Below are 21,031 nucleotides of genomic sequence, written 5' to 3'. Positions count from 1 at the left end.
TGTACGAGTGCCCACACAGATGATTGCTTTATATTGTTAAAGAACGTTTGAGTCGCCTTAGCGCCTCAAGGGATGCGAATAATACACCCTTTATTTTTCGAGTCAACACTTTGTTTTAAACTTTCTTTCGACAATTTAAAACCGAAGTTTTATTTAACTCTCTGAGTAGTTCGTGCCTCGCTATGCGTTGGCGTTTCCCGTCTCAGTGGGGTCGCATTATAGGGAGATTCGAGCGGGGGTCAATGTTTTATTTCAGCTTTTTGACAATTAAATGAATTTAGTATGAAAGCTATACAAATAAAGGGCTACAGGATACTTTTAGTTTAAAAAACACGCACAACATATGTATCTATTGATGATGTATAGTAAGGTTTAAACTAAGCTGTATGTTAAACAAACAACACACAGCTTTATTTTAAATTAAAGGTTTATTTAGATGCTATTTCCCATACGGCAATGGAGCCTGATATTTCATTTCCAACGATTAAGAGTGGGTTTCCTGTCGCACTCTGCTCTGCTGGAACGAATTCCATTCCTTCAGGCGCTAAATCGCCTGTAATATTAGCGTCTTTAATTAAGCCTCTATTATAGAAGTAGTCTTCAAACTGCACATTATATGGATTGGTAATATCATAAACCATAATCCCACCCATACGCTCGAGCCCTATAAAAGCAAATGTACGATCGTCAATTTTACCAATAGTCAGCGCTTCTGGCTCTGCACCTTTATCATCTGAACGTGAGTCACCTTTGTTTTCATCTTCATTGTTGTTAAACGCTTCACCATGAACCGATGCAGTAATACGACCTATATCATCGCCTGAATCAAACACCACCAGCCCATTGCTGTCCCAAATGGTAAACGAACGTGCACCATAAGCATAAAGCGATTCGTATTGGCCATCGTTATTAGTATCGCCTTTTATTGTTGTTACTTTTAAGCGACCAATATCATCATCGTCATTATTTAAGTAATCAAAATTAGCTGCAAGCGTTAAATCTTCAACGCGGCTCTCATCTATATAAGCTAAGCAGCCGTCGTCTTTATCGTAATCAAGTCCGCCCTTTGCTATACAGTCTGCTTCATCCGCTGTATCAAAAAAGTATTCTCTTGCGTCACCTTCGTTGGCAGTAACTATAAAGTTAGCGCCTTTCCAACTAAAGCTTGAGATAGTATCGGGCTGGTACATACCATAAAGCCCTGGGTATGATTTAAAATTCACGCCGCCGTCTTTATCTGAGGCATCAAGTTGTAAGCTTGACCAATCTTTAAAGCCTAAGCCTTTTAGCTCAAGGCTGTTGTCTTGTAGGTTAACTATTGCAAGTGCATTGTTTTCTTGAATAGATACATAAGCATATTTGTTATCTTTAGAAATGCTAACGTACTCGGGCTCTAAATCCATAGCTACTGTGGTATTTATCAGATTACCGTTTATAGTACGACCATTTGGGTTTGCAAAAACTACCCCTTGTGCTTCTAGTTCGGTTTGTTTGTTGTTATAGGCTTTAAAATCAATATTTATTGCTGTATCGGCTATTACATTATTTGTTATATCGATAATACTAATAGAACCTTCAGGATCTACGCTGTAGTCGCCACTTGGTTCACCTTCGTTAGCAACCACTGCCTTTGCGCCATCATGGGTGAACGTCACCATGTCTGGTAAAAATCCGACCGTTATATTTTTAATAAATACAGGTGAGTCGCCGCTTATATCGTAAAAAGCAATTTGACCTGCATCACCCGTGCTTTTAGCAGCCATTGCGACCGCTAGTAAATTATTATTTTCATCAATAGCAATGCTGTTTGCATCGCCTTGGGTATGCTCGTTTAAAGACAACGTAATAACGGACGTTAAATTTGTGGCGCTGATAACCCCTTCGTTATCTTTAACGAGTGCTGCAGTATCAAAGGTGTCGGCGGGTAAAATATTAATAACTGCGTCATCGCCTGAACTGTTAATAGCGTAAATCCATTTTTTAGATGCTTGGTAAGCAACTATTTCAGCGGCACCTTCTGGACTTTGTGCATTTAATACTCCTCTTCCTACGAGGCTAATATTTAATACTGAATTAGCATTTACACCATTTATCCCATTAGTTCCAGTTGTGCCTTGTTCTCCCTGTAATCCTTGAAAGCCGTTTTGGCCATCGTCACCATCAAGTGAGCAACCAGTAAGAACAGATATAAGTGACAGCGCAATAATTGATTTTTTAAACATGTGATTTTCCTTAGTATTGTATTTTCTAAATATCAACACACAGGCATGACAAGATTATGGCAATTTTAATACAGCCCCTTAGCCTAAGTAATTAGCTTATACGCTAGCGGAGTTATTAAAATTAAAGCGGCCGTATAGCCAAGTATTTTTACAGTCGGGGAATAATCTCGTTTAATTGCAACCCCTAGCAAAGGTCTAAGTACATCAATACGTGTAATACCCCATGTAATAACACCGCAAAAAGACCAAGTCCCTGTAATAATGATGAATGGTTCAGCAACAGGCCCTAAACTTAAAGGCTGTAGTAAAAAACACAAAATAATCAAAATGCTTTGATGCAATAAATAAAAGGGAAACACCCATACATTGAGCTGTTTTAAATAGTAAGTATTAAAATTTAAAAATCGGTGAGCGAGCGCAAGTACAAAAAATACACCTACAACACGTTGAATATTGTAGCTAGCGCTTAAAATAAAATGAGGAAGAGTAAACACCTTCTGATAACTCAATATTATAAGTACAAACAAAACCGCAAAACTCAAAGCTAGTAATACTAATTTTTTATTTAAGCAGTTCCAAAAGTAAGTGTTTTTAGCAAATATGTATCCTCCGAGTAGCAGTATTAAGCCGTTAGTCTCTCTAATTGAATCGCCAGTTAAGTAATAGCTTGTAAATAGTATGGCAATAGTGAGCAAGGTAATTAAAAACCCAAATGACACACCCCCCTTAACAAATGTTTTTAAAGGCGCAATAAAGGGCAAGCGTGCAAAAAGAGTTAAAACAATAATGATCAGCATAAATTGCCACACTCCAGACTGATAATTAATAAAAAGCGTATTGTTAGTCTCTATAAAAGCTAAATAAAATTGCCAATAGCTAATATCAATAACATCGTGCTGCGACATTTCTGCAAACAGCTGTAAAGGCACTATTAACCATAACCCCACCAGCAAGGGTAATAGTAAAAAAATAGAGCGGTATAAGGTGAAATGTAACCAAGACTTAAAGCTGCGTACTTTATCAATCATAAAACGCAGTGCTACGCCCGATATAAACCAAATGAGCAACATGCGCCAAGGTGAAAACACCAACATTAAATATTCAACATACTGTGATGTATAATTACTTTTAAAATGAAATCCCCAGTTTTCACTATACAACATGCCAATGTGATAAAAAATTAGCGACGCAAATGCGATTATCCTAAGCCAATCAAGGTAATATTTACGCGAATTAACTAATGAAGGTTGTTGTACTTGAGTGCTCATGCTTTTACTACTTTATGTATGTTATGCGTTATTCATACCTAAAGCTCTCGCTAAAACTATCTATAAGTGCTTATATTACAAGCAATAGTGATAAAAGGTGGTATACAGGGATAAGCGTGCCACGTCAGCAATAAGCATATATTTATGAACCTACAGCACTTTCAACGTTTTCAAAGCATTTACGCATCAGTATTACTGTGTGCTTACGTATTAATTAATAATACAGTAAACGCTACAACCCAAATAATCGAAGCCCAAAGAGAAGGAGCTTTAACTTTTTTAATGTGGGAGCCATTTGTTTGGGAGTATTCAAGTGCCTTGAGTACTTTGCTTATATTCCCTATTTTAATTTGGTTTTTAAGACACTTATCTTTTAATTGGCAAAATATTACGGCCTCATTAGGTATGTACTTTGCTGCCTCTATTATATTTAGCGTGTTACACGTTGGTATTATGGTAGGGGTTCGTAAATTCATATATTTGTTGAATGATGGGTCTTACAACTTTGGACTTAGCTGGTTTGAGCTTATTTATGAATACCAGAAAGACGCTATAAGCTTTGTGTTTTTCATCGTACTTATCAAAGTATATCAATATGTGGTGCAGCAGTTACTAGGTGAAGCCTCTTCAATTGAAGAAAGTGAGCAGCAAACAACATCGACCATAAACCGCCTATTAGTTAAAAAGCTCGGAAAAGAATTCATTATAAAAATAGAGGATGTTGATTGGCTTGAATCGTCGGGTAATTATGTAAACCTACATATAGGCTCACGTATATATCAGTTAAGGGCAACGCTTACAGCATTAAGTAAACAACTTGAAGTGCAGGGGTTTTGTAGAATTCACCGCAGCCATGGCGTAAAACTCGATAAAGTGGAGTCTATTACACCACTATCCAGTGGCGACAGTGAAATAAAATTAACTACAGGTAAAGTACTAAACCTATCTAGACGCTATAAAGAGCAATTTAAACTTCAACTAAAATAAAAAAGGCTACCTAAGTAGCCTCTAATTGTTATTTTTTAACTGGGCGTTTCCAACCCGTTAAATTACGCTGTTTAGAGCGTGCTATTGCTAATTGGTCATCTTCAACGGTACTGGTGATCACAGAGCCTGCACCAATTGTTGCAGTTGCGCCTATATTTACTGGGGCAACGAGTGATGAATTAGAGCCAATAAAAGCATTATCGCCAATAATAGTTTTTGATTTATTAACACCATCGTAGTTGCAGGTAATAGTGCCAGCGCCAATATTCACTTTTTCGCCAATTTCAGCATCACCTAAATAACTTAAGTGGTTGGCTTTTGAGCCTTTGCCTAAACGGGTTTTTTTCATCTCAACAAAGTTACCAATGTGCGAGTCTTCTTCCATAACAGCGCCAGGGCGAAGGCGAGCATAAGGGCCCAGCGTACATTTAGCAGCTACGCTTGCATCTTCAATTAAGGTATTAGCTTTTATTACCACGTTATCGCCTATGGTACAGTTTTTAAGTACACAGTTAGGGCCAATTTGTACATTGTTACCAAGGGTTACATCACCTTCAAAGATAACGTTTATATCAACTAATACGTCTTCGCCTGTTTTAACATTTCCGCGAACATCAATACGAGCAGGGTCGGCAAGTGTTGCGCCATTTAACATTAACTCTTCTGCTTGCCATGCTTGGTAAGCGCGCTCTAATCCTGCAAGTTGTACACGGTTATTTGCGCCTTCAACTTCCATTGCATGATCTGGTTGCGCTGAAGTGATCTCTACGCCTTCACTGTGCGCCATTGCAACGATATCTGTTAAGTAGTACTCGCCTTGTGCATTATTGTTAGATAAGTTACCTAACCATGTTTTTAATAGCTTACCGTTAACAGCCATAATGCCTGTATTTACTTCGTTAATAAGTAACTGCTCTGAGCTTGCATCTTTTTGCTCAACAATACCGACCAACTTACCACCAACACGAAGCATTCGACCGTAGCCATTTGGGTTTACCAAATTTACCGTTAATACCGCTAAACCATTTTTAGGTGTTGCAGCTAATAAACGCTCTAGAGTTGATTGTTTTGTTAGCGGTACATCGCCGTATAAAATCAATACTGTGTCTTCATCGTTAATATGAGAGTTGGCTTGCGCTACTGCGTGGCCAGTACCGAGTTGTTCTGCTTGAAGTACCCAATTTACATCGTTATCGGCAAGTTGTTGTTGTAATAGATCGCCGCCGTGTCCGTAAACTAAGTTTGTAGTCGTTGCACCTATTGCCATCGCATTATCAATAACGTGCTGTACCATTGGTTTACCTGCAACATTGTGCAAAACTTTAGGTAGAGCAGAGCGCATACGAGTACCTTTACCCGCAGCAAGAATAACAGTTGTTAGAGCCATTAAAACAATTTCCTTTTTCCGTTGTTTTAGCTAAATAAGTATTATGTTTGTGCAGAAGATTACGTAAATCACTTTTTATGCAGATACTCAGTAGGTTAGTTTATTCGTACTGAATCTTGACTGAAAAACACACTTAATTGGATGACGTTATTGTAGCGAGGATTGGTGAAGGATATAAGTGATAAAGCACAGATAATAGTCTGATAGACCTGTTATTTAACAATTATAAATAAGCGATACACCATGTTTAAATTACAGACACAAAAAAGCCCACATAAAGTGGGCTTTTCAAAACCGGATAGGCTTACTTGTGACGTAATTGCTGAATTACGCGTAACTGAGCAACTGCTTCTGCCAGTCGCGTAGCCGCTTGTTGATAATCAAACTCAACAGCTGACGAATTCGCCATATGTTCTTCAGCTTCACGTTTAGCTTTTTGTACAGAATCTTCATCTAAATCTTCACCACGAACCGCAGTATCTGCAAGAATCGTGATGTGATTTGGTTGAACTTCTAATGTACCGCCAGCAACATATAACACATCTTCGTGACCATATTGCTTAACTAAACGTACCATACCAGGTTTAAGGGCAGTTAGTAGTGGAGCATGACCTAGGTTTACACCCAGCTCGCCTTCACTACCAGATACTTGAATCGATTCAACAAGACCAGAGAACAAGCTCTGCTCTGCGCTTACTACGTCAAGATGTACAGTCATAGCTGTCATACTACCCTCCTAGTTACATGCCTTTGGCTTTTTCTTGAGCTTCTTCGATAGAGCCAACCATGTAAAACGCTTGCTCTGGAAGCTCATCAAACTCGCCGTTTAAAATGCCTTTGAAGCCAGCAATTGTATCTTTCAGTGATACGTATTTACCAGACGCGCCTGTAAACACCTCTGCCACGAAGAATGGCTGAGATAGGAAACGTTGGATTTTACGTGCACGAGATACAAGTTGCTTATCTTCGTCAGAAAGCTCGTCCATACCTAGGATTGCAATGATGTCTTTAAGTTCTTTGTAACGCTGAAGAACTGTTTGAACGCCACGTGCTGTATCGTAGTGCTCTTGACCAATTACTTGTGGGTCAAGTTGACGTGAAGATGAATCAAGTGGGTCTACCGCTGGGTAGATACCAAGTGATGCGATATCACGTGAAAGTACTACTGTTGCGTCTAAGTGAGCAAAGGTAGTTGCTGGAGATGGATCTGTTAAATCATCCGCAGGTACGTATACCGCTTGGATTGATGTAATTGAACCAGTCTTAGTTGAAGCGATACGCTCTTGAAGCACACCCATTTCTTCAGCAAGTGTAGGCTGGTAACCTACCGCTGATGGCATACGACCAAGAAGTGCAGATACTTCAGTACCAGCAAGTGTATAACGGTAGATATTATCTACGAAGAAAAGTACATCGCGACCTTCATCACGGAACTTTTCAGCCATAGTAAGACCTGTTAACGCTACGCGTAAACGGTTACCTGGAGGCTCGTTCATCTGACCGTATACAAGCGATACTTTATCAAGTACGTTTGAATCGTTCATCTCATGGTAGAAATCGTTACCCTCACGCGTACGCTCACCAACACCTGCGAATACTGAGTAGCCGCTGTGCTCGATTGCGATGTTACGGATAAGTTCCATCATGTTTACAGTTTTACCAACACCGGCACCACCGAATAAACCAACTTTACCACCTTTAGCAAACGGACATACAAGGTCGATAACCTTGATACCAGTTTCTAAAAGCTCAACTGAACTTGATTGCTCTTCGTATGAAGGCGCTGCACGGTGAATAGACATACGGTCTTCTTCGCCGATTGGACCCGCTTCATCGATTGGCTCACCAAGTACGTTCATGATACGACCAAGTGTTGCTTTACCAACTGGAACTTGAATCGATTCACCTGTATTCATAACTAAAGCACTACGGCGTAAACCATCAGTAGTACCCATAGCGATAGTACGCACTACACCGCCACCTAGCTGTTGTTGAACTTCTAAAGTCAAACCAGCTAAATCGCCATCTGTTACTCTTAGTGCGTGGTATACCGCTGGCACGCTATCTTGTGGAAATTCAATATCCACAACGGCGCCGATAATTTGGACGACCTTACCTAAACTCATGTCTATTCCTCTCGTTAATCTTTACCCGAAGCATTAAACTGCTGCTGAGCCAGAACAAATCTCACTAATTTCTTGTGTGATTGCTGCTTGGCGAGCCTTGTTATAAACAAGCTGTAGCTCGTCCATAAGGTCACCTGCGTTATCAGTTGCAGCTTTCATTGCAACCATACGAGCAGCCTGTTCTGAGGCAGCATTTTCTACCACACCTTGGTATGCTTGAGACTCAATAAAGCGTACTAACAAAGACTCTAAAATAGCCTCTGGGTTTGGCTCGTATAAGTAATCCCATGTGTGAGCAGATACTTCTTCTTCAGCTTTTGGCAAAGGGAGTAACTGATCTATAATTGGCTCTTGCTTCATGGTATTAACGAATTTGTTATATACCAAGAATAAACGGTCTATTTTGCCTTCAGAAAATGCATCAAGCATAATTTTTACAGGACCAATAACGTCTTGTACTGAAGGTTTATCTCCTAGGCCCGCTTTTTTAGCGAGTAGTTGACCACCAAAACGTTGAAAGAAGCCTGCTGCCTTACTACCTAAAGTAGCAAATTCAGCATCAACACCTTTCTCTTTCCACGCTTTAACATCAAGTGCAACTTTCTTAAACTCGTTTGAGTTTAAACCGCCACACAGACCACGGTCTGTAGAGATAACAATATAACCAACTCGTTTCACTTCACGTTCTTTTAAGAACGGGTGAGTAAAATCAAGATTTGCTTGAGCAACACGACCAATTACTTCACGTAATTTATTAGCGTATGGACGGCTTGAAGCAACGCGTTCTTGCGCCCTTTTCATTTTAGACGCAGCAACCATTTCCATTGCGCTAGTGATCTTTTGAGTATTTTTAATACTCCCGATCTTGCTTTTAATCTCTTTTCCGCTGGCCATGACTCTCTCTCCGAATCAAGGTGTGCTTTAGTTTCCTAAAGCGCACCATTAATAACTAAATTACCAAGTTTGCGTAGACTTGAACTTCGTAAGAAGTTCTTTAAGCTGCGCTTCGATCTCGGCATTCAAGTTACCAGTTTCATTGATTTGAGCCACAAGCTCTGCGTATGTGCTAGTTGCATAAGAAAGTAAAGCTGCTTCAAAGTCACCGATTTTCGCGATTTCGATGTCTTGAAGGAAGCCTTTTTCAGCAGCAAATAACGACAAAGACATTTCAGCAACAGACATTGGCGCGTACTGTTTCTGCTTCATTAGCTCTGTTACACGCTCACCATGCTCAAGTTGAGCACGAGTAGCATCATCAAGGTCAGACGCGAACTGCGAGAACGCAGCTAATTCACGGTACTGAGCTAGGGCTAGACGAATACCGCCACCTAGTTTCTTAACGATTTTAGTTTGTGCAGCACCACCAACACGCGATACCGAGATACCAGCATTTACTGCCGGACGGATACCTGAGTTGAATAAGTCAGTTTCTAAGAAGATCTGACCATCGGTGATAGAGATAACGTTAGTCGGTACGAACGCAGAAACGTCGCCGCCTTGAGTTTCAATGATTGGCAATGCCGTCAATGAACCAGTTTTACCTTTCACTTCACCATTAGTGAACTTTTCAACGTAATCTGCGTTTACACGCGATGCACGCTCTAAAAGACGAGAGTGAAGGTAGAATACGTCACCTGGGTATGCTTCACGGCCTGGTGGACGCTTAAGTAGTAATGAAATTTGACGGTAAGCTACTGCTTGCTTAGACAAATCATCATATACGATTAATGCGTTTTCACCACGGTCACGGAAGTATTCACCCATAGTACAGCCCGCGAACGGTGCTAAGTACTGAAGTGCCGCAGATTCAGAAGCAGATGCAACAACTACGATAGTATTTGCTAATGCACCATGCTCTTCTAATTTACGAACTACGTTTGCAATAGTAGATGCTTTTTGACCAATCGCAACGTACACACACTTAACGCCTGTGTCTTTTTGATTGATGATTGCATCGATTGCTAGTGCAGTTTTACCTGTTTGACGGTCACCGATGATAAGTTCACGTTGACCACGACCAACTGGAATCATCGCATCGATAGATTTATAACCAGTTTGAACTGGCTCATCTACTGATTTACGCTCGATTACACCTGGTGCAATTTTTTCTACAGGTTCAAACCCGTCGTTATCTAAAGCGCCTTTACCATCGATTGGAGCACCTAGTGTGTTTACAACACGACCAAGTAGACCAGGACCAACAGGAACTTCTAAAATACGACCAGTTGTATATACTTTTACGCCTTCAGTAAGGTCAGCGTACGGACCCATTACTACTGCACCAATTGAGTCGCGCTCAAGGTTTAGTGCGATAGCATAACGGCTGCCAGGAAGCTCAATCATTTCACCTTGCATACAGTCAGCAAGACCGTGGATGCGGATGATACCGTCAGTAACAGATACAATAGTACCTTCGTTACGAGCTTCACTTACAACTTCGAACTTCTCAATACGTTGTTTGATCAGATCTGAAATTTCAGTGGAATTAAGTTGCATGCTCTTTTTCCCAATTACGATTGTAGTGTTGTAGCTAAGCGGCTTAATTTACCGCGAATAGTACCGTCGATTACAGTGTCGCCAGACCTAATAATAAGTCCACCAACCACTGACGCGTCTTCACTACAATTCAGCTTAACTTTGCGTGCGAAACGTTTTTCAAGTGCCGCTACCAATGACTCTTGTTGCGCAGCAACAAGAGGAGTTGCAGAAATCACATCTACTTCGATTTCTTTATCGTATTGTGCTTTAAATTCAGCAAATAACTCAGCAACGTCAGGTAGAGCTGTCAAACGTCCATTTTCAGCCATCACCTTAACTAGGTTCTGACCTTGTTCGTTGAGCTGCTCAGCACAAAGTTGAATAAATAATTCAGCTTGTGCAGTAGCTGTAGGCATACCTGCTAAAGCAGATGATGCTTGTTCATTGCTGGCTACGTGGCCTGCAAAGAACAACATATCATTCCAGCTTTCTAGGGTGCCTTTCTCAACGGCAAGTTCAAAAGCCGCTTTAGCGTATGGGCGAGCGATAGTAGTCAAATTAGACATGCTCATACCCTCCTAATTACAGCTCAGCGACAAGTTTTTCAACGATGTCACTATGTGCGGCTTGATTAATTTCACGCTCTAAAATACGTTCTGCACCAATCACTGCCAGAGTTGCTACTTGCTTACGTAGCTCTTCTGTTATGCGATTACGTTCAGACTCAACTTCAGAGTGCCCTTGAGCAATGATACTTTCACGCTCTTGCTGACCACGAAGTGTTTCTTCGTCAACAATTAGCACTGCACGCTTTTTAGCTTGATCAATGATATCAGCCGCTTGAGCTTTTGCATCTTTAAGCTGTTCAGCAGCTTTCTTTTGCGCAAGTTCTAAGTCTTTTTCGGCTCTATCAGAGGCAGCTAAACCATCTTCGATTTTTTTCTGGCGAGCTTCAATTGCACCGTTTAGTGGTGGCCATACGTATTTCATACAAAATAATACGAACACCGTAAACGCAATCAATTCACCGATAAGAGTGGCGTTTAAGTTCACAACCGCTCCTCCTTAAATAGTAAGCTGTTCAAAAAATAAAATTAAAGTACGAACAACAATACCATAGCGATACCAACACCAATCATTGCTACAGCATCGATTAGACCAGCAAGAATAAACATCTTAACTTGTAGCGAAGGTGCAAGCTCAGGTTGACGCGCACATGCTTCAAGGAATTTACCGCCCATGTTACCAAAACCGATTGCTGTGCCGATTGCACCAAAGCCGATTAGTAAAGCTACTGCGATATACTTAAGACCTAATACTAGTTCCATTTTTTTCTCCAAAGTTTCAATTGTAAATTAAAGTTAAATATTAAAGGTTGTAAAAATTAGTGATTATCTGAGCTTGCCATACTTAGGTATACGATTGTTAGCATCATAAATACGAATGCTTGCAATACAATTACTAAGATGTGGAATACAGCCCAAACAAAATGCAATGGTAATTGCATAAATCCGATAGCGCCGATCAAGATGAAAATCAATTCACCTGCATATAAGTTACCAAACAAACGTAGCGCTAATGAAAACGGTTTAGAAACCAGCGCAATCAGTTCAAGTAATAAGTTAAACGGGATTAAAAGGATTTGTAGTGCAGTATTATTTGAACTAAACGGGTGAAGTGTTAGCTCTTTAATAAAACCACCGATGCCTTTTATTTTAATTGAGTAGCCTATCATTAAAATAAATACACCCAGTGCTAGCGCTGCAGTCATATTAATGTCAGTCGTTGGTACAATTTTCATGTACACATCGTGTGAATCCATACCAAACGCAGTTTCACCAACAAAACCAGCTAATGCAGGTAAAAAGTCAACCGGTATTAAATCCATTAAGTTCATTAAAAATATCCAAACGAATATTGTTAATGCTAATGGTGCAATAAGCTTGCTTTTACCATGGAAAGTATCACGTACGTTGTCACCAACAAACTCTACTACCATTTCAATGAAACATTGAAATTTTCCAGGTACACCTAGTGTTGATTTTTTAGCGGCACTACGAAAGATCCATAAAAATATAAGACCTAAACCGATAGACCATGCGAGGGTATCTATATGCCATGTCCAGAAACCACTATCCGTACATGCTTTATTGAAGGCGAGACCTGTATCGGTCGAACACATCTTAGCATTGGTCAAATGGTGCTGGATATGGCCAGATAGAGTAACTTCTTCTGCTGCCATGTTATATCCCAAAGTTAATGTTTAAAAAAAACGGGTGCGAACAATCCAGTAAAGAGCGCCAGTATATAAGTACTAAAAAAGGGTAATAAAATTACCGGAAAATGCTTCAGTACTAGCGCAAACAATACAATTGTTAGCATAAATTTTAATCCGTTGCCGCGTTTCAACGAGGCATACGCTTGATTTGCTCGACTTGCACCCATATGTCGGAATGCATAAAGACCAAATACAAAGTGCGGAAGTACTGCGACAACTCCACCAGCGAGTGATGAAAGCGCGGCATTGACTCCCGAACTAAAACAAATAATTACAGCAGTAACTAATGCTACAACACCCTGAAGGCAAATTAACTTTAATACGGCAAGTCGATATGGACTCGCTAACTTATCAGTCACGTTTAGTTAACCTTTATTGCGTTCTAATTGTTAGGGTGTGAAAACTGGCGAAATTATACTTAATCCTGCCAGTTTTGCAACTTGAGTAGACGCTTTGTAACACGAAATAGCTACAAATGTCCCTTTTTAGACATGTAGAAAACTAATGGTGGGTATTGTCTTGATTAATGCGATTTAAAATGCCGTCAAGTTCGTCCAAATTAGTATAAGAAATAACAAGCTTACCTTTGCCTTTTTTGTTGTAATTTATTTCTACTTTGGCACCTAGGTTTTCAGCGAGTTGCTGCTCTAACTGTTTAACATCTGGATCTTTTTCAGCTATTTCTTTAGCTGGCACTGGTTCTAAAATTGAACGAACTAACTTCTCGGTTTCACGAACGGTTAGTGCTTTAGCGACAGCTAAACGAGCAGCATCTGATTGTGCTTCTCCCTCAAGGGCTAATAAACAACGAGCGTGCCCCATTTCAATGTCGCCATGTTCTAACAGAATTTTTACATCACTGTTTAAATTATTTAAACGAAGTAAGTTAGTTACTGTAGTGCGTGATTTGCCAACCGCATCTGCTACTTGTTGATGTGTTAGTTCAAATTCATTAAGTAAGCGATTTAACGCAACCGCTTCTTCCATAGCATTTAAATCTTCACGTTGAATATTTTCTATTAGCGCAATAGCAACTGCAGCTTCATCTGGTACGTCTTTAATAATACAAGGTACTGTTTCAAGCTTAGCTATTTGCGCTGCACGCCAACGACGCTCACCGGCGATAATTTCAAAACTATTTTGTGCAATAGGGCGCACGACTATAGGTTGAATAATACCTTGTGAGCGAATAGAACTAGCAAGCTCTTCTAGTGCCTCTTCGGACATGTCTTTACGAGGTTGATATTTACCAGAGTGTAAAAACTCGATTGGGAGTTTTTGTAATTCACTGTTATTTGGCCCAGCCGCATTTTTTACAGCTTCAGTCACGTTTGATGTGTCTTGTTCCTTGCTTGCGCTCGGTGTAGGCTTTGACGAACTTAAAAGTGCATCGAGTCCTCGGCCTAAACCTCGTTTTTTAGCAGACATGTTATTTTTTTACCTCAAAGTTAGGCGACAACGGACGCTGTTTTTTCTTTTCTACGTAACATTTCACCAGCGAGTGCTAAATATGCTTTAGCGCCACTTGATGCCCGGTCATAATACATAGCAGGTGTACCAAAACTAGGTGCCTCTGCTAAACGAACATTACGCGGGATCACCGTACGGTATACTTTGTCGCCAAAATGTTGTTTTAATTGTTCTGATACGTCATTCGCTAAACGGTTACGCGGATCGTACATAGTACGAAGTATGCCTTCAATTTGTAAGCTAGGGTTTACTAACTTAGCAAGCTGCGTAATCGTATCCATTAATGCGGTTAAACCTTCAAGTGCATAATACTCACACTGCATTGGCACTAAAATAGAATCAGCTGCGGCCATTGCGTTAACAGTTAACATATTTAAAGAGGGTGGACAGTCGATAAAAATAAATTCGTACTGATCCTGAATTTTTTCAAGTGCGTTACGTAAACGCACTTCACGGGCAAATAATTCCATCAATTTAACTTCTGCAGCGGTTACATCACCGTTTGCAGCAATCATATGGTATTCGCCAGACGTTTCTTTGATAATAACGTCTTCTATAGGTTTATCTTCAATGAGTAAGTCGTAAATAGTTGGTACGTCGCCGTACTTATCTACGCCACTTCCCATAGTCGCATTGCCTTGCGGATCGAGATCAATTAACAGCACTTTACGTTTCGTTGCAGCCATAGACGCAGCGAGGTTTACAGCGGTTGTAGTTTTACCCACTCCACCTTTTTGATTTGCTAATGCGATGACTTTTGCCACGGTGTCTCTGATCCCTAGTCTTTAGAAAGAATAATTAAATGTCGTTGTGCATCTAACTTAGGTACTTCTAATGCAATTTTTTGCTCAAACTTAACGCCAGTAGGTAATGACTCTAGCTCTTCACTAGGGAACACACCTTTAAGCGCTATAAATTTACCCGAATGATCAATTAAGTGCGAACACCAGTCAACCATATCTTGTAATGAAGCAAATGCACGACTGAGTACGCCATCTAATTTAACACTTGGCTGATATTCTTCAACTCTTGACTGAACAGGTGTTACGTTATCAAGGCCAAGCTCATGTTTAACATGCATTAAAAAGCGAACGCGTTTACCTAGACTATCTAGTAACACAAATTGTGTGTTAGGTAATGCAATCGCTAATACAATGCCCGGAAGGCCAGGCCCTGTGCCAACATCAATATAATGATGACCGGGTAAGTGAGGTGCAACAACTAAACTATCCATAATATGCTTAATCATCATTTCTTCAGGTAAGCGTACCGAAGTTAAATTATAAGCTTTATTCCACTTATCTAATAACTCGACGTAACGAACTAGCTGTTGCTGTTGTTTTTGTGTTAGCGCAATATCAGTTTGCGCTAACAATGTAGTTAATTGTTGCTGTAACACTATGTACCCTTATCGTTACGCAGATTTGCGTAATAAGCCTTGCTTCTTCAGATACACTAATAATAGCGAAATCGCCGCTGGGGTGATACCAGAAATACGCGATGCTTGGCCAATAGTGTCTGGACGTGACTCAATAAGCTTAGCAACAACCTCATTTGATAAACCTGATACAGTTTTGTAATCAAACTCTTTTGGTAAAATTGTTTGCTCATGACGAAGCTGCTTATTGATCTCATCCTGTTGACGCGCAATATAGCCTGCGTACTTAGTATGGATCTCAACTTGTTCAAGTGCTGCTACGTTTGTAAATTCAGATCCTAAACCGTCAATAGCCATAAGATCGTTATAACGAATCTCTGGACGACGAAGTAATTCTTCTAAACTTGCTTCACGAGTTAATGGTGTTTTTAGTAATGCATTTACTTGATCAACAACGACGTGATCTTTATGAATCCACGTATCTTTAATGCGTTGTTTTTCTTTCTCAATTACTTCCATTTTTTCGTTAAATGCCTGCCAACGTTCGTCATTAACTAAACCCAGCTCACGGCCTTTTTCAGTTAAGCGAATATCTGCATTATCTTCACGAAGTAGTAAACGGTATTCGGCACGGCTAGTAAACATGCGGTACGGTTCTTTCGTACCCAGTGTTGCTAAGTCGTCGATTAATACACCCACGTAAGCTTCATCGCGACGTGGCGTCCAAGAATCTTTACCTTGCACTTTTAACGCAGCATTCATACCTGCAATTAAGCCTTGTGCACCCGCTTCTTCATAACCGGTAGTGCCGTTAATTTGACCCGCGAAAAATAAGCCTTCGATAAATTTTGTTTCTAAAGACTGTTTTAAATCACGTGGATCAAAGTAGTCATATTCTATTGCATAGCCTGGTCGACAAATATGTGCATTTTCAAAACCAGAAATAGATTGCACAATCTCAAGTTGTACATCAAACGGTAAACTAGTAGAAATACCATTTGGATATAATTCGTATGATGTTAAGCCTTCAGGTTCAACAAATATTTGGTGCTTATCTTTATCCGCAAAACGTACAATTTTATCTTCAATTGATGGGCAGTAGCGTGGACCAATACCTTCAATAACACCTGAGTACATAGGTGAGCGATGTAGGTTTTTACGAATAACATCATGTGTTTTTTCGTTGGTGTAAGTGATGTAACACGGTATTTGTTGTGGGTGATCTGATTGTTTACCCATAAATGAAAATACAGGTGTTGGCATATCACCAGGCTGTGCTTCCATTTTTGTAAAATCAACAGTACGTGCATCAATACGTGGCGGAGTACCTGTTTTTAAGCGATCCACTCTAAAAGGGTGTTCGCGTAAACGTTCAGCCAATGCAATTGATGGTGGATCACCAGCACGACCGCCTTTGTAATTTTCTAAACCAATGTGTATTTGGCCACCTAAAAAAGTACCCACGGTTAAAACAACACTTGGAGCACTAAAACGTAAACCCATTTGAGTTACTACGCCAGTAACACGATCGTTTTCAACAATAAGATCATCACATGATTGTTGAAAAATCTTAAGGTTATCTTGATTTTGTAATGTTGTTTGAATAGCTGCTTTGTACAAAGCGCGATCTGCTTGTGCTCGAGTTGCACGAACAGCAGGTCCTTTTGAAGAGTTTAGTGTGCGAAATTGGATCCCGCCTTTGTCAATGGCCTGTGCCATTGCACCGCCAAGCGCATCAATTTCTTTTACCAAATGACCTTTGCCAATCCCACCAATCGCTGGGTTACAAGACATTTGACCAAGGGTATCCATATTGTGAGTCAGTAGCAGGGTATTCATCCCCATACGGGCAGCTGCTAATGCGGCTTCAGTGCCAGCATGTCCACCACCTACTACGATAACGTCAAAATTTTCGTGAAAAATCATTAATGGGATCCTACTTAAATCAAACCGGTAAACTTCAAAAGGGAGCGTATTCTACCTAGAAATTGGCAGAAGATAAATGATTAAACAAAGAGCAAGATCTAAGTATGTGATCTCTAATAATATAAAGGATCTTTTAAAGAGATCTTTTATTACTATTACTACTACTGATCAGCTTTTCTGTTGATAAGGTTTAGATCTTCATTTAAAACATGAAATTAGATCAGATCTAAAAGTGTTAATATGATCGGATCATCCAGCAAATAAGCTCTGATCAAAAAGGCACCTTATGCACAGGGCTGAATCAGTTGGATCTTATCCCATGGATAAGCATGCTTTAAAAAGCAGTTTATTCAATCTTTATCCACAAAATCTATTAAATTATTAGTAAATTGTGGGTAACTTTATATATAACTTTTTACTTGATCTATCTATTTTAAGCCTGTTTTGGTTATCCAAGAGTCTAACCATGCTAATGCTGTGTCTTCTGGTAGTGCTTCATCGAGAATATTAAGCTCTAAGCGTTCTGCTACTTTTATAGCGCCTTTTTGAGATAATAAGGCATCTATATTACGTCCAGCTTGGTTGTAAGTGTCATAACTGGTATCACCTAAAGCTATTACTGAGTATTTTAATTCTGATAAATCATTAGCTTGAGTCACATCTTCAACAAAGCTAATAAAGTTTTCAGGATAATCACCTGCACCATAAGTAGATGTGCAAATTAACCAAATGGTATTTTGCTGATCAATATCGCTAAATTCAGGTTGATCATGTAGTTGTGTAGTAATACCAAGGTTATTAAGCGCGTCGCTTAGTTGCTCTGCAACATACTCGGCTGATCCCATTTGGCTGCCAACAATAAGATTTACTGAACTCATGAATATTAGTGATCACATTGGTTTTAATTGCTGCCTATGATAACTGAGTGTGAGTAACAGTAAAGTTAAGAGTGCTTTTTTGTATAACTATTTTTGTGCTAATTTTACTCTTATTTTAAAGCGCCTCCTTAAGTTGTTGATATTATAAGGCTTAACAAAATATCTTTAAATGTAATCTTCTGATCAAGTTGTTGATAACAGTGGGGAAAGCTCTGTTTAAACACACCTTTTAGGTTGTTTAATAATCGCTAAGTTATTGATATTACTATTTAGTGAGAGACTTAATTGTAAATCTAGGCATAAAAAGCACAAGGTGATCATAATGTGGATATAAAGGTTGTTGATAACCTTAAATTTAGATCGAAAATAATTTTATTAAATGATCTAATTGGGCTGATCTAACGAAATTAATTAAAAATAAGCTTATAAACAGATAATTTTTAATAGATCATTAGGTTTTTTCGAGTGTGGTAGCTCAATTTACTATTTATTTGAGCTAAAAATTAGGTTTTGTGGATAAGTGATCTCAATATATTTAATTTAATGCGTATTTATAGCTGCTTTTTTTATGTATTTTGCTGGTGGATTAGTAGATCAAAAGTTTGACGCACTCAAATCTCGAGTCATTTTTATTAAAAATCCGCAGTGATCGTCTGTCCATATGTTGTATAAAGTTGGTTTTTTAGAGTGTTGATCTTCACGTTTTAGCTCTTAAATTGAGCAAATAACATTAGTTTTTATGAGCTAGGTAATTATAAAAAAGCTATTTATAACTAACTTTTGTGTGGAGGATAACGATTTTAAAACGTATTTTTGTTTGAAATATGTATCGGTTTTGACCTTAAAATGGGTGTTACTTGCGCTATTAATACCTTACTTAAAGGCTCTTTTCACTGTCTAATCTACATAATCTAGCTGGTAATAATTATCGCTTTGGGTATGATTTTATTGGCAGAACTGGCTGGGATTGACGGTATAAATACATATTTTATAGTGAATATTTTACATAAAAAAAGAGCACCTAAGTGCTCTTATAATAAACATATATCTGTAATAAGGTGCTTATTTACCAATACAAAATGAGCTAAATATTTTGCCAAGTAAGTCGTCTGAGGTAAATTCACCGGTTATTTCGTTTAAATACTGCTGTGTTAAACGCAATTCTTCAGCCAATATTTCACCAGCAATGTGCATTTCTAATTGTGTTTTACCTGTTTCTAAATGATACGCAGCACTCTCTAGTGCATCCAAATGACGACGGCGCGCCATAAAGCCACCCTCTGTTGCGCCTTGAAAGCCTATACAGGCTTTTAAATGCTCGCGAACAAGTTCAATACCGTCAGCATTTTTAGCACTTAAGCTGATGACCGGGTATTGTTGCTCTTGCTCCATTCCGACTATATCACCCGATAAATCAGCTTTATTTCTGATGACCGTAACCCCCATACCTTCTGGTAATTTGGCCATAAATTCAGGCCAAATTTTATGCGGGTCAGTATCAATAGTGTCAGTGCCATCAAGCATAAATAAAACGCGATCGGCTTGGTTTATTTCATCCCACGCCCGCTCAATACCTATTTGTTCTACGCGGTCAGGGCTCTCTCGTAGGCCTGCGGTATCTATAATATGCAGTGGCATACCATCTATATGTATATGCTCTCGTAGTACGTCGCGAGTGGTACCGGCTATTTCTGTTACGATTGCAGCTTCACGACCGGCTAGGGCGTTTAGTAGGCTTGATTTACCGGCATTTGGGCGACCAGCAATAACAACACGCATACCTTCGCGCATGATGCTACCTTGTTTTGCTTGATTGGTTACGGTATTAAGCTGGGTAATAATGGCGTCTAAGTCGCCTGATACCTTACCGTCTGATAAAAAATCAATTTCTTCATCAGGAAAATCTATTGCCGCTTCTACATACATACGTAAGTGAATTACTTTTTCTACAAGCGTTTCTATGTGTTTAGAAAATTCACCTTGGAGAGACTGTAGGGCGCTTTTGGCAGCTTGTTCGCTTGTAGCATTAATTAAGTCGGCGATGGCCTCTGCTTGTGTTAAATCAAGCTTGTCATTCATAAATGCGCGTTCAGAAAACTCACCAGGCTTTGCTAAACGAACGCCCTCTATTTTACTAATTTCTTTAAGTAGCATATCAAGTACTACAGGACCGCCGTGGCCTTGTAATTCAAGTACGTCTTCACCAGTAAATGAGTTAGGACCTGCAAAGTAAATGGCAATACCTTGGTCAAGTTGCTCGCCAGCTAGGCTTTTAAATGGCACGTAATCGGCGTAGCGAACTTTAGGAATTTTACCTACTACTTTTTCGGCGACACTTTTAGCAAGGCTACCTGAAACGCGAATAATACCAACACCACCACGTCCGGGGGCAGTTGCTTGTGCTGCAATTGTATCTTGATTGATCATGCTATTAATTTGCCAACGATGAGTAACTTTATGGCGGTATTGTAACCTATGAAATAAACACTCGCGAATACTCTGGTGAAAAACAGGCAATAAAAAAGGCGACCGAAGTCGCCTTTATATAAGTAATATACCCAAGCCATCTCAAGATGCGAGTTTCAGTTGGAGTTAAAAGCTATTTAGGCAAGGCATTGATTGAGAATAATAGT

General features: G+C 39.5%; 19 protein-coding genes. 1 reads left to right on the top strand and 18 read right to left on the bottom strand.

Translation table 11 applies throughout. The features are described from left to right. Window positions 1-428 precede the first annotated feature (428 nt). Complete coding sequence (locus GQR53_RS11165; RefSeq protein ID WP_165743953.1) at window positions 429-2,222, bottom strand: choice-of-anchor I family protein; 1,794 nt, start codon at window positions 2,220-2,222, stop codon at window positions 429-431. A gap of 83 nt (window positions 2,223-2,305) precedes the next feature. Then, window positions 2,306-3,490: a hypothetical protein gene (locus tag GQR53_RS11160; RefSeq protein ID WP_165743952.1), complete on the bottom strand. Its 1,185-nt coding sequence runs from the start codon at window positions 3,488-3,490 to the stop codon at window positions 2,306-2,308. 144 nt (window positions 3,491-3,634) lie between these two features. Between GQR53_RS11160 and GQR53_RS11155 the strand changes: the two genes are divergently transcribed. Continuing rightward, window positions 3,635-4,477, top strand: coding sequence for a LytTR family DNA-binding domain-containing protein (locus tag GQR53_RS11155; protein ID WP_165743951.1), 843 nt, complete (start codon window positions 3,635-3,637; stop codon window positions 4,475-4,477). A gap of 28 nt (window positions 4,478-4,505) precedes the next feature. Here GQR53_RS11155 and glmU read toward each other — a convergent pair whose 3' ends face one another. From glmU to mnmE, 16 genes are all read right to left on the bottom strand, one after another. Continuing rightward, entirely contained in the window at window positions 4,506-5,864 is a 1,359-nt protein-coding gene (glmU, locus tag GQR53_RS11150) for a bifunctional UDP-N-acetylglucosamine diphosphorylase/glucosamine-1-phosphate N-acetyltransferase GlmU (protein WP_165743950.1), read from the bottom strand. A 304-nt stretch (window positions 5,865-6,168) separates the two neighbouring features. After that, complete coding sequence (locus GQR53_RS11145; RefSeq protein ID WP_004335277.1) at window positions 6,169-6,591, bottom strand: F0F1 ATP synthase subunit epsilon; 423 nt, start codon at window positions 6,589-6,591, stop codon at window positions 6,169-6,171. 13 nt (window positions 6,592-6,604) lie between these two features. After that, complete coding sequence (gene atpD, locus GQR53_RS11140) at window positions 6,605-7,990, bottom strand: F0F1 ATP synthase subunit beta (RefSeq protein ID WP_004335274.1); 1,386 nt, start codon at window positions 7,988-7,990, stop codon at window positions 6,605-6,607. A 33-nt stretch (window positions 7,991-8,023) separates the two neighbouring features. Continuing rightward, window positions 8,024-8,884, bottom strand: a complete 861-nt coding sequence (gene atpG / locus GQR53_RS11135; protein WP_024597176.1) for a F0F1 ATP synthase subunit gamma — start codon at window positions 8,882-8,884, stop codon at window positions 8,024-8,026. Window positions 8,885-8,944: 60 nt separating this feature from the next. Continuing rightward, window positions 8,945-10,486 (bottom strand): F0F1 ATP synthase subunit alpha, encoded by a 1,542-nt coding sequence (gene atpA, locus GQR53_RS11130; protein WP_004335270.1) that lies wholly within the window; start codon window positions 10,484-10,486, stop codon window positions 8,945-8,947. Between the two features lie 14 nt (window positions 10,487-10,500). Then, window positions 10,501-11,034, bottom strand: coding sequence for a F0F1 ATP synthase subunit delta (gene atpH / locus GQR53_RS11125; protein ID WP_008134949.1), 534 nt, complete (start codon window positions 11,032-11,034; stop codon window positions 10,501-10,503). Between the two features lie 16 nt (window positions 11,035-11,050). Next, entirely contained in the window at window positions 11,051-11,521 is a 471-nt protein-coding gene (gene atpF, locus GQR53_RS11120; RefSeq protein WP_004335264.1) for a F0F1 ATP synthase subunit B, read from the bottom strand. 41 nt (window positions 11,522-11,562) lie between these two features. After that, window positions 11,563-11,796 carry a F0F1 ATP synthase subunit C gene (atpE, locus tag GQR53_RS11115; RefSeq protein WP_004335261.1) on the bottom strand — a complete coding sequence of 78 codons (234 nt, stop codon included), beginning with the start codon at window positions 11,794-11,796 and terminating at the stop codon, window positions 11,563-11,565. A 56-nt stretch (window positions 11,797-11,852) separates the two neighbouring features. After that, window positions 11,853-12,710 carry a F0F1 ATP synthase subunit A gene (atpB, locus tag GQR53_RS11110; protein ID WP_024597178.1) on the bottom strand — a complete coding sequence of 286 codons (858 nt, stop codon included), beginning with the start codon at window positions 12,708-12,710 and terminating at the stop codon, window positions 11,853-11,855. Between the two features lie 14 nt (window positions 12,711-12,724). Next, window positions 12,725-13,105 carry an ATP synthase subunit I gene (locus tag GQR53_RS11105; protein WP_165743949.1) on the bottom strand — a complete coding sequence of 127 codons (381 nt, stop codon included), beginning with the start codon at window positions 13,103-13,105 and terminating at the stop codon, window positions 12,725-12,727. 142 nt (window positions 13,106-13,247) lie between these two features. Next, window positions 13,248-14,174: a ParB/RepB/Spo0J family partition protein gene (locus tag GQR53_RS11100; RefSeq protein ID WP_039488567.1), complete on the bottom strand. Its 927-nt coding sequence runs from the start codon at window positions 14,172-14,174 to the stop codon at window positions 13,248-13,250. Window positions 14,175-14,194: 20 nt separating this feature from the next. Further along, window positions 14,195-14,980, bottom strand: coding sequence for a ParA family protein (locus tag GQR53_RS11095; protein ID WP_004335235.1), 786 nt, complete (start codon window positions 14,978-14,980; stop codon window positions 14,195-14,197). A 14-nt stretch (window positions 14,981-14,994) separates the two neighbouring features. Further along, on the bottom strand, window positions 14,995-15,615 hold the full coding sequence (gene rsmG, locus GQR53_RS11090; RefSeq protein WP_039488568.1) for a 16S rRNA (guanine(527)-N(7))-methyltransferase RsmG: 621 nt from the start codon (window positions 15,613-15,615) through the stop codon (window positions 14,995-14,997). Window positions 15,616-15,630: 15 nt separating this feature from the next. Beyond that, window positions 15,631-17,520, bottom strand: a complete 1,890-nt coding sequence (gene mnmG, locus GQR53_RS11085; protein WP_004335230.1) for a tRNA uridine-5-carboxymethylaminomethyl(34) synthesis enzyme MnmG — start codon at window positions 17,518-17,520, stop codon at window positions 15,631-15,633. Window positions 17,521-17,948: 428 nt separating this feature from the next. Further along, a complete protein-coding gene (gene mioC, locus GQR53_RS11080) occupies window positions 17,949-18,398 on the bottom strand; it encodes an FMN-binding protein MioC (protein ID WP_024604761.1) in 450 nt (149 codons plus the stop codon). A gap of 1,062 nt (window positions 18,399-19,460) precedes the next feature. Then, complete coding sequence (gene mnmE / locus GQR53_RS11075; RefSeq protein WP_007584209.1) at window positions 19,461-20,825, bottom strand: tRNA uridine-5-carboxymethylaminomethyl(34) synthesis GTPase MnmE; 1,365 nt, start codon at window positions 20,823-20,825, stop codon at window positions 19,461-19,463. Window positions 20,826-21,031 lie beyond the last annotated feature (206 nt).

The organism is Pseudoalteromonas sp. Z9A6 (genome assembly GCF_011378805.1).
Lineage (GTDB): Bacteria > Pseudomonadota > Gammaproteobacteria > Enterobacterales > Alteromonadaceae > Pseudoalteromonas > Pseudoalteromonas distincta.
This window is presented reverse-complemented; position numbering and strand designations above follow the sequence as displayed.